This window comes from Burkholderia sp. BCC1999, from assembly GCF_905339975.1.
Classification (GTDB): Bacteria; Pseudomonadota; Gammaproteobacteria; order Burkholderiales; family Burkholderiaceae; genus Burkholderia.
On record NZ_CAJPHP010000010.1, the window covers coordinates 54045 to 66913 of the forward strand.

A 12869-nucleotide genomic window follows, 5' to 3' on the forward strand; every position below is an offset into this window, starting at 1 on the left:
GATGCGGCTGATTGACCCATCATAGTGCCGGCGACGGATATCGGCACGGTCATTTCGTGCCGTCACGGGGCTCGAACAGTAGAAGACGACGGCCTGCCGATGCAGGCCCCGACTCAGACGCTGTAGCCGATCCGCAGCACCCCCCATTGCCGTCCGCCGACGACGATGGGTGCGGAAACGTCCTTCATCAGCGCGAAGTTGCCGTTGCCCATGTCGCGCCGATAGGTCTGCAGCAGGAACGGCTTGGTATGCGACACGGAAGTGCGCGCCGTGCGGTCCGTGTAGATCCGGCGATTCCGGCAGTTCGCGGCGTTCCACGCGGCGTCCGCGCGCTGGGGCAGCGAGAATTTCCGGTTGTGGGTCGGCAGGTAGCACTGCCTGTCGAAGCTCGCGCAATAGACGATGCGTGCGTCGATCCCGAGCACCGGCTCCTGGATGGCCGGCAGCATGCGGTCGGTGAAGTCGGTGAAGCGCGTCATGAACTGCTGCGGGTCGGTGCCGGGGATCGGCACGTAGTTCGCGTCGAAGAGCGCGTCGAGTGCGATATCGCCGCGCCCGACCGCTTCCTCGAAGCGCTTGCCGATCGCGGCGGCTGTATTCCGCGCGGTATCGATCAGGCGTGTGTCGGGCGATTCGATGCCGGTCGCGGCCGTGAGTTCGATGAGCGTCTCGGAGACGGAGAGCAGGTTGCCGAGCCGGTCCTTGGCCTGCGAGAAGTTGTCGCTCGAATCCTCGACGCCGGATGCCATCTCGCCGACCTGTTCGTCGAGGCGATGGCATTGCGTCTCGATCTCGTCGGTCAGCGACGCGATCTGTTCGGCCTCGCCGGCGAGCTCGGTGATCGCATGCCCGGTCGCGTGCACGACCTCGCCGATCGTACGCGTGCCCTCGCGCACGCGATGCGCGCGCGCGGCGTTGTCGGTTCCTTCCGCGATCAGGTGTTCGGTCTGCTCGGCAAGGCGCGCGAGGGTCGTCTCGATCTGGGCCGTCGCCTGTCCGGTCTTGGCGGACAGGTTCTTGACCTCGGCTGCGACGACGGCGAAGCTGCGGCCCGAATCGCCGGCGCGGGCGGCCTCGATCGCGGCGTTCAGCGCGAGCAGGTGGGTCTGTCGCGCGATCACGGAGATCTCTTCGGACACGGCCCGTACGTGATCGAGCGCGTCGCGCAGCGCGCCCATCTGGTTGCCGATCGACGTGACGCCCTCGACGAGTCCGTGGATGTCGGCGAGCGACGCCTCGATCGTCTGTTGCGACTGGTGGACCGCGTTCGATGCATTCGCGCTCACGGCGCGCACCTGCTGCGCGGCCTCGGCGATCCGGTGGTTGCCGCGCAACGTGACGGCGGCCGATTCGCGCAGCGTGTGGCAGACCTCCGCCTGTCTGGCGACGCGGGCCGCGACTTCCTCGACGTGACCCGACACATCGCAGATCTCGATGCCGAGCCTGCCGGCCTGCTCGGCGATGTCGCCGACGAGCGCGCGCGACAAACGGTGGCCGCGGCCGATTCCGAAGAAGTTCACGTTGCTGGGTCTCCTGGTGGATGCGCTTGGCCGGTCATTGACGAGTTTTGGGCGTGCGCTCCTGACATGACGGCTGCGTAGCCGCCGACTTGAGGTCGGGTAAACGTCTAGACCGGCACGGTGCGTTGTCCGTTTTTGCGCGGCCGTCTTCCGACGGCCGGGGGCCGGACGAGCGGGTACCGGTCATCCGGCCGGATGCGCTCGTCGGAACAGGTGATGGATGCCGGCGCTTGGCCGACCCTCGTGCCGGGCGCGACACGACGCGGCAGCTTCGCCGCGCCGCATCGCGCCGGGGTGTTACTTCGCGGAGCTCGCGCTGACCTTCGCGAAGTCCAGGCTGCCGAAGCCCGTATCGTCGTCCCAGCCGGCCTTCGCGGTATAGCCGTGGCTGCTATAACCGTTGTTGCCCGAGGTCACGTCGTGGAGCAGCGACGTATTGGTCGGGAGGTTCTGGTAGAACGCCGACGTCGGCAGGCCGAGGCTGTTGTTGTTCGCCGATTCGACCCGCGCCCAGCCGCCGACGAAGATCGGCGAAGCGAGGCTCGTGCCGCCGACGAGCTGGTTGGTCTGCCCGTTGATGACGATGTACGCGCCTGTCGATTGCGCGGCGTCGAACGCTACGTCGGGCACCACGCGCTTCGTCACCGTGCTGCCGAGCGCGGCCGTCTGCCAGCTCGGCGCGGTTTCGAACGCGCTCACCCCGCCGCCCGTCGCCCAGATCCGCACCGCGTTGTCGACCGGGTTGCCGTTGCTGTCGAGATCCGCGTACGCGACGCCTTCGTTCCACACGGTTTCGCCGGCCCACGTCGTGGTGCCGGTGGTCGAGAGCGTCGTGCCACCGACCGCGACGACATACGGCGAACTCGCGGGCGACGACACGCTGTACTTCGACAGGTTGATCGTCGTCCTGACCGACGTGCCGTTGTACGTGCCGATATAGCCGGGCGCGCCTTGCGGCGACGTCGACCATTGATAGACGCCCGCGTCGCCGGCCGAGACCGAGAAGACCTGGCCCTGCGCGACGGCCTGCTTGAACACCGCGTCGTCGGCGGCGAGCGAGCCGTCGGAGTTCGCGGCGGTTTCGTCGAGGCCGAGCGACACGTTGATGACGGTCGCCTTGTTGTCGGTCACGGCCTTGTTGTACGCCGCGGTCAGCGTCGCGTCGGTGAGGCCGCTGTCGCTGCTGTCGCCGTTCACCGCCGAGTAGAAGATCAGCTGCTTGACGCCGCCGGACGTGCCGATGATGTCCTGGCTGTCGAGATCCCATTCGCCCGGATCGCCGTCGTCGGCCAGCGTGCCCGACCCGCCCGCGACCACCGCCGTGTTGACGGTCGCCAGACCGGCATTCTGCGTGAAGGTGTTCAGGTCGGCGATGGTCTGGGTCATGTCGCCCCAGGTGATGATGCCCACCGTGGTGTTGGTCGCGGCAGGCAGGCCGCTCGCATCGTAGATCTTCGCGAAATCGGTCGGCTGGTGGCCGACCTGCTGCGACGCGGCAGTCGCATTCTTCGCGATCTTGTTCGGTTCGATGACGGCGGCCGGCGCGAAGCGGTGGAGCAGGCGGTGCGGCACGGCGGCGTTCTGCAGGCCGAGCACCGCATCGACGACCGGGCCGAGCGACGCCGGGATCAGCGCGGCCGAATCGTTCGCGAAGACGGGCTTGCCGCGATAGTTGAAGCGCTTGATGCTCGCGTGAAAGCCGTTTTGCGCGTTGCTCGCGTTGCCGTCGGCGGAGACCAGCGTGTTGTTCTCCGACACCGTGACGTTGCTGAAGCCGTTCGCCTTCAGGTGGGCCACGACGGCCGCGACCTGATCGTCGGTCGGCGCGAAGCGCGCCTTGAACTGGGCGGGCGTCAGGTACTTGCGATAGTTCGCGCTGCCTGGCTGGTTGACGTCGCGCAGGAACGCGTCGAGCTGGTCGGTGTTGCGGTTCTTCAGCACCACGGTGACATGCAGCGGCTGGCTCAGTTCGAGCGGCGTCACGTGCGTGTCGGTGAGCGCGGGCGTGCCGATGCTGTTGAGCGAGTATGCAGGCTGGGCCTGCGACGCGGCCGAAGCAGCCGCGGTGGGCGCGTTCGACAGCAGGAAAGCGGTGGTGCGGGTCGGCACCCAGCTGGTTGCGGCCTGGGCGGGCAGCGGTGCCAGCGTGGCGGCTACCGCGAGGGGCAGTGCGGCGAGGGCAAAGCGTTGCGAGAGTGTGCGATTGACGTGCTGAGTTCTCTGCATTGTGAGCTCCGAGATTTCGACGAAGAACCGGCGCAGCGCGCGACCCGGATCGCGGGTAGCGGCAGGGCGGCGCATGCAACCTGACGCAAGACCGGACCGACCGGCGTGATTCAAGGCGACATAAGTTTTCCTCCCCCTCCCACCATCAAGACTGGAGGCCGGTCCAGGTATCGGATTCGCTCATCGCGAACGTCGATGCCGCGCACGGTCCTCTATCGTGCCGGCCCGCGTCGCCGCAACGGCGCGCGTGCCGACCTTCTCGTTCCCTGCAATCTGCTGCGAATGCACTTCAACGCGTTATCACTTAATTAGGAATCCAATGTATGTAATCCGTATAAACGGGCGATGCATTGTCGGTCGCCGACGGGGTACGCGTGTTTCGTGTGAGGTGCTGCGGGCGAGATCGAATGTCCCGGTCAGCCGGGTGAGATGTCGATATCGTCCTCGTCCGCCTGAAGCGGAGCGGGATGACCGGTGAAGCGGGAGCTTTGCGTCGCGAGCAGATATCGCGACTTACGAATTGGCTACCGTCCTTGCAAGACGTAATAAAAACGGAAGTTAATTGTCGGGTCGTTGATTTCCCGATGTGAATTCGATTTCGCGGCGGTATTTCTTGCGGGGAAAGATAGCAAGAAAGAAAACGACGCGTCAAACTTTTTTTGATTAGATTTAAAAAGTTTAGATAATCGCTTCAAAGCGTGTTTTTTATAAACGCGAAGCGATTATGTAAGTCATTCGTCATCCTTGACGAGTGAGGCTTGACGCAGTCCGGGCGAAGCTCGGGCGTTGCGAACAGACGCTGCTGCCGCTGCAATTTCGCGGTGGCGTTTGAAACCGGTTCTCGAGGTTTGCTTGATGGCGTGAGCGGGGAAGCGCGCGTCCGGCGCAACGCCCGATTCTCCTTGATTCAAACGGGACATATCGCCCGTATTTGCGTGGAACACGCATCGTGTTGCGCGGCATCTTCTTGTCCTTCTCGCCGGCTTTCGCGATTCCGGCAGCGGCGCGCCGATCGCGCGCCATGTGCCATGCATCACTGGCTGGCGATCACCCGTCATCCGCCTTCGCCTGCAGATCCTTCAGCCCCTGGATCACGACCAGCAGCGCGCGCCCGTGCTCGTCCGACCCGTCCCATGCGTCGACGATCGCGTCGCGCAGCAGGTCGTTATAACGACGGCGCGACGGCTCCGTATCGACTCCATAGAAACTGCATAGCTTGTTGAATGGCGCGCTGCGGCGCAGCCGCCGCCCATTCGATAGCCGCAGGCGCGATACGGTCGGCTGGCTGACCCCGGAAAGTCGCGCAATTTCGCTGGACGAGCGTGTATCTGCCATCAGACGGCGCAACAGGTCTTGAACGGGAAAATCTTGGTCCGGGGCTTCCATGCGATGCATTATACCTATACAGTTACGGCTGTTGAATGGGCTTGCTGTCACCAGCGAGGCTGTATCCCGAGAAAGTTGATGACACTGAAACACCTCCCACCCACGTTCTGCTGGACCAAGATCGGTACCGAGTCCGGCGAGGAACTGCCGACCGTCGTGCTCCGCAAGGAATGGGAGCGCCGGCTCGGGGGCGGGCGTTTTCTGTGGGGCATCAACCAGCCGCTCGGCAGCAGTGCGCAAGTCGCCGCGCATCGCACGGGCTCGCTGCTCGCGCTGTTTTCGCCGGTCGCCTCGCGCCCGCGCGCGGGCGAGCGCAAGGACGCGCTGCTGTGGAATGCCTGGGTCGACGCGAGCGGGCAAGTGCGGCCGTTGCCGCCGCATACGTTCATCGCCAGCCGCTCGACATTGCCGTCGGGCCGGCGCCGCGAACAGCACTACGCACTCGTGTGTGCGTCATCCACCGCGCTGACGGTCGGCACGCAGTTGCGCGTGTTTCCCGATCATCTGCGCAGCGTGAGCACCGGCAAGCCGCTCGGTGCCGCACAGGGTGCGGCCGTGGTCGATTGTGTCGGGCGTGCGAAGGAGCAGACGGGCAAGAGCTATCCGCTCGCGCTGTCGGTCGAGCTCGAGGCACCGTATTTCGTGCGGCTCGCGCAGCCGTGCGTACTGAAGGCGCGCGATCTCGCGGAAGTGAACAAGGCCACGCGCGCAGGCGATTTCGATCGCTTCGTTGAACTCGTCGCGCGCCTGCGCGGCCGTTCGCCGACGGACGCCGTGCGCGGCGTCACGCGCGATCTGTTCGACGTGCCGCCGATCGAAACGGCGGCCGCGTATGTTGCGCCCACGCATGGGGCGCGCTTGCGCAACCGTCCCGCGGCCGAGCATCCGCGCGATCTCACCGGCGACCTGTTCGACCTGTCGCCGGGAGAAGTGGCTGCATTTGCAGGGCTTGCCCATCCGCGCATCGGGCGCGCGTGACGAACAGCGAGAAGCCGGTCGCGCAAGACTTTGTTGCAATCTCGCCGTAGCGGATCGGCGGGCGCAGAGGGACAATCGGCACGAAGCGCGCTGCGCGGCGGCCGACGCGTCGACGCGCGATGGGTCGCGGTTCACGCCGCCGACATGCGCACCACGCACACTGAGCGTCGGCGTGCTTCACACTGCAATCCTGAGGGAGGAGTGTCGATGTCGACCCACATCTGTTCGCGGGAAGCGCAGGCCGCGCAACGCTTTGTCGAAGCCACGCGCAACGTCGACCAGGCGTTTCGCGCGGTGCGTGGCGAAAGCGATGACGAAGCTTCGTCGGCCGAATACGCACGCGCGATGTCGCGCCTCGATCGCGCACTCGACGAGCTGGCGCGTGCCCAGGAATTTTTCGATCGCATCGTTGGCGCAGACACCGCGCACGGCAACTGACCGATTCGTCGCTGCCGTTTTTTTCGCGCGTCGGGCGACGCGCGAGCCACCTCATGCCGGGCGTGTTGCCCGGCATGTCAGTCCATCATCCCGCTCCGACTTCAGACCTTGCGGCCTTCGACCGGATAGCCGGGATCGGTGTAGCCGTGCGTCGATACGTGCCCGGGCGGCACGAGTGCATCGACGAATCGTTCGTCGTCGGGGCCGAGTTCGAGCGTCAGCGCATCGATGTAGCTGTCCCAGTGCGCTTCGGTGCGCGGCCCCGCGATCGTGGAGCTGACGATGCGGTTCTTCATGACCCACGCCAGCGCAAACGCGACCGACGTCGTGCCGCGTGAAGCCGCGTGAGCGGCCACCTGCTGCGCGATATGCAACGATTCGGGCCGCCATTCCGTCTGCTGGATGCGCCGGTCGCCGCGCCCCGCGCGTGAATCGGCGGGCGGCTGCGCATCCACCGCGTACTTGCCGGTCAGCACGCCGCGCGCGAGCGGGCTGTACGGCACGACGCCGATCCCGTAATGCGCGGCGGCCGGAAGCTGTTCGACTTCGGCCGAGCGATCGACGAGGTTGTACAGCGGTTCGCTCGCGACCGGACGATCGATGCCGAGCTGATCGGCGAGCCGCACGATCTCGGCGATACGCCAGCCCTTGAAGTTCGACAGCCCGAAGTAGCGCACCTTGCCTTGCCGGATCAGGTCGGCGATCGCGCGCATGCCTTCGTCGAGCGGGGCGTCGGTCAGCGCGCGATGGAAATAGAGGATGTCGATGTAATCGGTGCCGAGCCGCTTCAGGCTCGCGTCGACCGATTCGAAGATCCATTTGCGCGACTGGCCCTGCCGGTTCGGCCCGGCGTCCGGCCCGGCCGGATAGCCGAATTTCGTCGCGACGATCCAGCTGTCGCGACGCGGCGCGATCGCGCGGCCGACGACCTGTTCCGAGCGGCCGGCGTGATAGACATCGGCCGTGTCGATGAAGTTGACGCCCTGGTCGAATGCCTTGTCGATGATGCGCGCCGATGTCGCTTCGTCGGTCTCGCCGCCGAACATCATTGCGCCGAGACACAGCGGCGACACCTTGAGCGCGCTGCGCCCGAGATAGCGGTAATCCATGTGAGGCTCCATGCAGGCGTGCGCCTGCCGGTTGAATGAAGGGCCGTGCTTAAACGCCGGCTTCGTCGAACACGCGCTGCGCGATCGGCAGCGCCGAGCTTGCGGTCGGCCAGCCGGAGTAGAACGCGAGGTGCGTGATCGCCTCGATCAGCTCGTCGCGCGTGAGGCCGTTGTCGAGCGCTTTCTTCAGGTGGAACGGCAGTTCGTTGACACGATACAGCGACACGAGGCTCGCGACCGTGACAAGGCTGCGATCGCGCGGCGACAGGCCGGCACGCTGCCAGACGTCGTCGAACAGCACGTTGTCGGTGTAATCGGCGAGGGCGGGCGCGATGGCGCCGAATGCCTTGTGCGCGGGAGAGATCGGTTCGGACATCGAGGGCTCCGGGGGGGGGGGACATGGGGAACACCGACGATGGTAGTCACCGGCACGCCTATCGATAATCCCCAATAATTCGCATGCACTTATCGACCGGATTCATGAATCGCAGCGGGTCGCGGCTGCCCGCGGCCCGGCTCATGCGCGATAGCGCAGCGCATCGACGATCACCGCGAGTGCGCGCGACGACTGCCGCCGACTCGCGTAATACAGGTGATGGCCGGGGAACGTCGGGCACCAGTCGTCGAGCACGCTGTCGAGGCGGCCGGCGGCAACATGCGGCGCCGCGAGTTCGGCGGGCACATACGCGAGCCCGTAGCCCGCGAGTGCCGCGTCGAGCATTTCGTACGTGCCGTTGAACGTGACCTGCCCGTCGACGCGCACCTGCAGCGACTCGTCGCCGCGCGCGAGTTCCCATGCGTACAGCGCGCCATGCGTCGGCAGGCGCAGGTTGATGCCGTCGTGCGCGACGAGATCCTGCGGCGTTTCGGGTCGGGCACGTTCCGCGAAATACGCGGGCGCGCCGACGATCGCCATCTTCAGGTCGGGCGAGATGCGCACGGCGATCATGTCCTTCGCGACCTGGTCGCCGAGCCGCACGCCGATGTCGAAGCGTTCGGCGACGATGTCGGACAGCCCGTAGTCGGTCACGAACTCGACCTTCAGTTCGTGATAATCGCGCAGCATCGGCGCGAGCTTCGGCCACAGCAGCGTGCGGATCACATAGTCGGTCGCGTTGATGCGCACGGTGCCGGCCGGCTTGTCGCGCAGTTCCGCGAGCGCCGACAGCTCGGCCTCGATTTCGTCGAAGCGCGGCGCGAGGTTGCGCAGCAGTCGTTCGCCGGCTTCGGTCGGCGCGACGCTGCGCGTCGTGCGCGTGAGCAACCGTACGCCGAGGCGCGTTTCGAGTGACCGGATCGTGTGACTGAGTGCCGATTGCGACACGCCGAGCTGAGCGGCCGCACGCGTGAAGCTGCGCTCGCGTGCGACGGCGATGAAGGCGAGCAGGTCCGCAAAGTTGTCGCGCGGCATGGAAGGTGTCGGATGGTCGATGCCCGCGCATCGTACCACCACGTGCACCGGGCCGCGCGGCGGCGCGGCGTGCGCGTCAGCCCGCGCGTGTCATGCCCGGCGCGGCAGGTGCGGGACGGTACGCGTAGCCGCGATGCTGGAACGAGGTCGCGAAGAACCGCATCTGGTAGCGGATCGCATTCGCCCAGTAATCCCACGTATGACCGCCGGGCCGCTCCGTGTAGTCGTGCGGCACGCCGAGCGCGAGCAGTCGTTCGTGCAGCGTGCGGTTCGAGCCGACGAATGAATCGTCGCGGCCGCAATCGATCGTCAGGTCGAGATGGGCACGCACGAACGCGCGCGCGCTTTCGACGATCACGTTGCGGTTCCAGAAAGACGGATGGCGTTCGGGATCGCCGAACACGTGATCGATGCCCGGCTCGTCCGCGCAGCAGCGCGGATCGACCGCGCCGCTGATGCTGCCGACCGCGCCGAACGTGTCGGGCCGGTCGAGTGCGATGCGCAGTGCGCCGAAGCCGCCCATGCTGAGCCCGGTGATCGCGCGCGCGCGCTGCGCCGCGATCGTGCGGAAATGCAGATCGACGTAGGACACGACTTCATCGCCGATAAAGGTTTCGTAGCGGCTGCCCGAATCGAACGGGCTGTCGATGTACCAGCTTTCGTGCCCGCCGTCGGGCATCACGAGGATCACGTGATAGCGGTCGGCGAGCGCGGCGATGTGCGTGTTCGACGTCCAGTCGGTATGGTCGCCGCCCGAGCCGTGCAGCAGGTAGACGACCGGATAGCGTTCGTCGCCCCGGTTGCCGCGCGCGTAATCGTCGGGCAGCACGACCGTCGCCTTCAGCGTCTCGCTCATCGCGGCGCTCGGGATCGCGACGACCCGCGCATGAAACGCGAAGGCAGGGCTCGTGACGGCCAGCAGCAGAAGCAGCCAGAAGGTACGCGCCAGGTTCATCGATCCTTGCATGTGTCGACCCAGTCCGGCGCCGTGCGCCGGGAAAACCCTGTTCCGGCGACTCTAGCAACCGCGCCTTTCAACCATATTTCGGCGAATCCTACGAGTTGTCAGGCGGGCGGCGCGCAGACGATGCGCCCGATTGCATCGCGAAACGCATCAGGCCGCTCGGCCGGGATCAAGTACCCGCGGCCCGCGATCGCGTCGAAGCCGGCGCAGCGTGCGAGCGCGCAGTCGGGCACGTGCCAGCCACGCACGTCGAACGTGCCGATGAAGCCGTGAATGAATTCGACGGGCGTGGGCTCGGTCATTCGGCGGATACGGAGGGAAGGGGTGGCAAGTCGAGTTCGACGAGCAGTTCGTCGAGTTCGAGCACGTGCGTGCGGTCGTGGTCGAGCAGTTCGCGCACGAGTTCGTCGAGCGACATGCGGCGGATGCCGTCGCGCAGCCCGCAGCGCGCGAGCTGCGACGGTTCCAGCGCGGCGGCGGTCGCGCATAGCGCGGCGCGGTGCGTGCGGAATGCGTCGACGGCGGGGTTGAGCGGCTGCGCGAGGTAGTCACGCTGCGCGGCGAGCACGGTGCCGTCGACCGACTCGATCACGGGCAGCTCGGCCGTGCGCACGACGTCGATGCGTTCGGCAAACACGGCGTCGAGGTCGCGCAGGTGGCACGCATGCTCGACGAGCGAAAAGCCGGTGCCGGCCGGGCGGCGCGTGGCCAATGCGGCCGGCACGTGCGCGGCAAAGGCGGCGAGCCGGTCGGGCATGCGGGCCAGCGTGGCGACGACGTCGGCGAACGGCAGCCGGTGCGGAAATGCACTGAATACCGTGCCATAGCTGAACAGCGTACCGCCGAGCCGCCCGCGTGCCTGCACGACCTCGTGGCTGTGGCGGCGCATGACTTCCGCGACCATCGCGCCGCAGAACTGGCGGGCCGTCGTATCGGTTTCGATTTCGGGGAATTTGCCGGCGATCTCGTCCTGGATCGCGCCGATCGCGGCGACGCCCACACGCGACAGCGCCGCGAACTCGAGATAGCGCTCGGGTTGTTCGATCAGCGCTTCGAGCTGGGCGCCGAGCGCGGTTGTGCGGAAACGGTCGAAACGGGAATGCATGACGAATGGCGCCCTCTTGGTAACGTGTCAAAACGATACGTTACCAAGAGGGCGCCCGTCAACCGGCTCGTCGGGGCGGGCGCGTGGGTTGCGCCCGCCTGCCGCTCAGGATTTCTGCCGTGCGTCGAGTTCCGCACTCAGCCGCGCTTTCTGCGCCTGCAGTTCGGCGATGAATGCCGGGCTGAAATCCTCGGCCTCGAGTAGCGGGCGGATTTCGATGTCGGAGTCGCCCGGCATCGGGTTCGGGCAGCGCTTCACCCATTCGACGGCTTCTTCCATCGATTTCACCTGCCACAGCCAGTAGCCGGCGATGAGTTCCTTCGTTTCGGCGAACGGGCCGTCGACGACGGAGCGGTCCTTGCCGGAAAAATGCACGCGCTTGCCGCGCATGCTTGCGTGCAAACCGTCCGCGGCGAGCAGGATGCCGGCTTTCGCCAGCGCTTCATTGAAGCGGCCCATTTCGGCCATGCATTGGGTGTCGGGCATCCGGCCGGATTCGGAATCGGCGGTGGCTTTGACGATGACCATGACGCGCATTGTCTTATCTCCTGAATAATGAATCGGGGGACCGCCGGCGAATCGACGGCAAAACGATCGGTTACGACAACACGACGCGCGGGAATCACGCGAATCGACATCGCGCACGAAGAAATTTTGACGGCGGGCGAACCGGCGGGCGCCGCCGCGGAGCGCGCTGCCAAAACTGGTATGCTGATCCTCACCACGTTGACGCGGAGGATGCCATGGCTGCTAAAGAAGTCTCGAAGAAGAAATACCTGAAGATCCTGAACAAACGCCTGCGTGCGGAACCGGCCGCGCCGGCCGGCGCGTCGTTTGTGTTTTTCCCGCTGGGCGCGAAGGCGAAGAACGCGACGGGTGTCGTGTCCGGCGACACGCGCAGCAAGCGCGAACTGGCCGTGATGGCCGCGGTTCAGCGCAAGGCGGCCGAAGAGTTCGTCGTCGCCGGCGCCTGACCGGCACCGGCTGCATGCACCAACGTTGAATGGCCGCCGCCGCGGCTTACGCGGCGGCGGCTTCGCAGTGCGCGATCGCACCGGCGAGCACGCGCGGGATGTCGTGCGTGATCGCCGGGCCGTGCATTGGCAGGATGATGTCGAGATCGAGCGCCTCGATGCGGCGCAGCGCGCTCGCCATGTGCGCGAGCGACGGCAGGTAGTCCGAGCGCCGGATCGAGTCGAGGATGACCGGCAACGGATCGTCCGTTTCCTCGTCGCCGAAGCGCATCAGGATGTCCGACGACAGCAGCGCCCTGTACGCCGGCAGGTACACGACCAGCGCATCCCATTGGTGCACATGCTTCGTAAAGACCGGCACGACGTCGACGCCTGAAATCTTCGTCGGTTCGCCGTCCTTCAGCGGCTTCACACGCACCCCGAAGATATCGGCCAGCCCGTGCGTGCACATCGGATGGCCGTACGCGACGAGCGCCGGATTGGCCGCGAGAAAGTCGGGCAGCGCGCCCATCTCGTCGACCTCGAAATGCGGAACGATCACGCTGCTCACCTTCGACGGCATGATGCCGACGGTCGCGAGGCTCGCGCTCAGTTGCGGAAAATTGGCGCGCGTACCCGTTTCGATGCAGACGACGTCGCCGTCCGGCGCGCGGACGAAGAACTGGCTGAACCCGAGCTTCTGCTTGTCGATGTAGGTCGTCGCGCGAAACAGGCCGCTGCGGATTTCTTCGATACGGGCGTGGTCCATCGATGCAATC

The 12869-nt window shown here is 66.2% G+C and carries 14 protein-coding genes; 3 read left to right on the plus strand and 11 right to left on the minus strand.

Translation table 11 applies throughout. The annotated features are described in order from the left end of the window. Positions 1-113: 113 nt before the first annotated feature. The 3 genes from U5809_RS16125 to U5809_RS16135 all read right to left on the minus strand — a co-directional run bounded on the left by U5809_RS16125 (position 114) and on the right by U5809_RS16135 (position 5132). Positions 114-1520, minus strand: coding sequence for a methyl-accepting chemotaxis protein (locus tag U5809_RS16125; protein ID WP_322087254.1), 1407 nt, complete (start codon positions 1518-1520; stop codon positions 114-116). A gap of 297 nt (positions 1521-1817) precedes the next feature. Further along, positions 1818-3746 carry a S53 family peptidase gene (locus U5809_RS16130; protein WP_322087255.1) on the minus strand — a complete coding sequence of 643 codons (1929 nt, stop codon included), beginning with the start codon at positions 3744-3746 and terminating at the stop codon, positions 1818-1820. Between the two features lie 1047 nt (positions 3747-4793). Beyond that, entirely contained in the window at positions 4794-5132 is a 339-nt protein-coding gene (locus U5809_RS16135; protein WP_012339501.1) for a helix-turn-helix domain-containing protein, read from the minus strand. Positions 5133-5210: 78 nt separating this feature from the next. Here U5809_RS16135 and U5809_RS16140 point away from each other — a divergent pair, with 78 nt between their 5' ends. Together U5809_RS16140 and U5809_RS16145 are read left to right on the plus strand one after the other, a co-directional pair. Continuing rightward, entirely contained in the window at positions 5211-6110 is a 900-nt protein-coding gene (locus U5809_RS16140) for a hypothetical protein (protein ID WP_176048409.1), read from the plus strand. Positions 6111-6317: 207 nt separating this feature from the next. Then, on the plus strand, positions 6318-6548 hold the full coding sequence (locus U5809_RS16145; RefSeq protein WP_322087256.1) for a hypothetical protein: 231 nt from the start codon (positions 6318-6320) through the stop codon (positions 6546-6548). A 101-nt stretch (positions 6549-6649) separates the two neighbouring features. Here U5809_RS16145 and U5809_RS16150 read toward each other — a convergent pair whose 3' ends face one another. From U5809_RS16150 to U5809_RS16180, 7 genes are all read right to left on the minus strand, one after another. After that, positions 6650-7657 (minus strand): aldo/keto reductase, encoded by a 1008-nt coding sequence (locus U5809_RS16150; protein ID WP_322087257.1) that lies wholly within the window; start codon positions 7655-7657, stop codon positions 6650-6652. Between the two features lie 49 nt (positions 7658-7706). Further along, positions 7707-8033: a carboxymuconolactone decarboxylase family protein gene (locus tag U5809_RS16155; protein ID WP_322087258.1), complete on the minus strand. Its 327-nt coding sequence runs from the start codon at positions 8031-8033 to the stop codon at positions 7707-7709. Between the two features lie 141 nt (positions 8034-8174). Beyond that, on the minus strand, positions 8175-9068 hold the full coding sequence (locus U5809_RS16160; RefSeq protein ID WP_322087259.1) for a LysR family transcriptional regulator: 894 nt from the start codon (positions 9066-9068) through the stop codon (positions 8175-8177). A 76-nt stretch (positions 9069-9144) separates the two neighbouring features. Then, positions 9145-10023 (minus strand): alpha/beta hydrolase family protein, encoded by an 879-nt coding sequence (locus tag U5809_RS16165; RefSeq protein WP_322087260.1) that lies wholly within the window; start codon positions 10021-10023, stop codon positions 9145-9147. 110 nt (positions 10024-10133) lie between these two features. Continuing rightward, positions 10134-10334, minus strand: coding sequence for a hypothetical protein (locus tag U5809_RS16170; protein WP_415877950.1), 201 nt, complete (start codon positions 10332-10334; stop codon positions 10134-10136). Further along, the gene (locus U5809_RS16175; RefSeq protein WP_322087261.1) at positions 10331-11137 is read right to left on the minus strand and encodes a DinB family protein; all 807 of its coding nucleotides are present in this window, start codon (positions 11135-11137) and stop codon (positions 10331-10333) included. Before U5809_RS16175 ends, U5809_RS16170 begins: the two co-directional genes overlap by 4 nt. A gap of 105 nt (positions 11138-11242) precedes the next feature. Further along, positions 11243-11674, minus strand: coding sequence for a YciI family protein (locus U5809_RS16180; RefSeq protein ID WP_322087417.1), 432 nt, complete (start codon positions 11672-11674; stop codon positions 11243-11245). Between the two features lie 206 nt (positions 11675-11880). Between U5809_RS16180 and U5809_RS16185 the strand changes: the two genes are divergently transcribed. Beyond that, positions 11881-12111: a hypothetical protein gene (locus U5809_RS16185; protein ID WP_046549636.1), complete on the plus strand. Its 231-nt coding sequence runs from the start codon at positions 11881-11883 to the stop codon at positions 12109-12111. A 46-nt stretch (positions 12112-12157) separates the two neighbouring features. Here U5809_RS16185 and U5809_RS16190 read toward each other — a convergent pair whose 3' ends face one another. Beyond that, positions 12158-12859, minus strand: a complete 702-nt coding sequence (locus tag U5809_RS16190) for an MBL fold metallo-hydrolase (protein ID WP_322087262.1) — start codon at positions 12857-12859, stop codon at positions 12158-12160. Between the last annotated feature and the right edge of the window lie 10 nt (positions 12860-12869).

Bases quoted from the DNA above. Each gene is read 5' to 3' on its own strand.
- U5809_RS16130 (WP_322087255.1), bottom strand. From the start codon at position 3,746: ATGCAGAGAACTCAGCACGTCAATCGCACACTCTCGCAACGCTTTGCC.
- U5809_RS16135 (WP_012339501.1), bottom strand. From the start codon at position 5,132: ATGGAAGCCCCGGACCAAGATTTTCCCGTTCAAGACCTGTTGCGCCGT.
- U5809_RS16140 (WP_176048409.1), top strand. From the start codon at position 5,211: ATGACACTGAAACACCTCCCACCCACGTTCTGCTGGACCAAGATCGGT.
- U5809_RS16145 (WP_322087256.1), top strand. From the start codon at position 6,318: ATGTCGACCCACATCTGTTCGCGGGAAGCGCAGGCCGCGCAACGCTTT.
- U5809_RS16150 (WP_322087257.1), bottom strand. From the start codon at position 7,657: ATGGATTACCGCTATCTCGGGCGCAGCGCGCTCAAGGTGTCGCCGCTG.
- U5809_RS16155 (WP_322087258.1), bottom strand. From the start codon at position 8,033: ATGTCCGAACCGATCTCTCCCGCGCACAAGGCATTCGGCGCCATCGCG.
- U5809_RS16160 (WP_322087259.1), bottom strand. From the start codon at position 9,068: ATGCCGCGCGACAACTTTGCGGACCTGCTCGCCTTCATCGCCGTCGCA.
- U5809_RS16165 (WP_322087260.1), bottom strand. From the start codon at position 10,023: ATGAACCTGGCGCGTACCTTCTGGCTGCTTCTGCTGCTGGCCGTCACG.
- U5809_RS16170 (WP_415877950.1), bottom strand. From the start codon at position 10,334: ATGACCGAGCCCACGCCCGTCGAATTCATTCACGGCTTCATCGGCACG.
- U5809_RS16175 (WP_322087261.1), bottom strand. From the start codon at position 11,137: ATGCATTCCCGTTTCGACCGTTTCCGCACAACCGCGCTCGGCGCCCAG.
- U5809_RS16180 (WP_322087417.1), bottom strand. From the start codon at position 11,674: ATGCGCGTCATGGTCATCGTCAAAGCCACCGCCGATTCCGAATCCGGC.
- U5809_RS16185 (WP_046549636.1), top strand. From the start codon at position 11,881: ATGGCTGCTAAAGAAGTCTCGAAGAAGAAATACCTGAAGATCCTGAAC.
- U5809_RS16190 (WP_322087262.1), bottom strand. From the start codon at position 12,859: ATGGACCACGCCCGTATCGAAGAAATCCGCAGCGGCCTGTTTCGCGCG.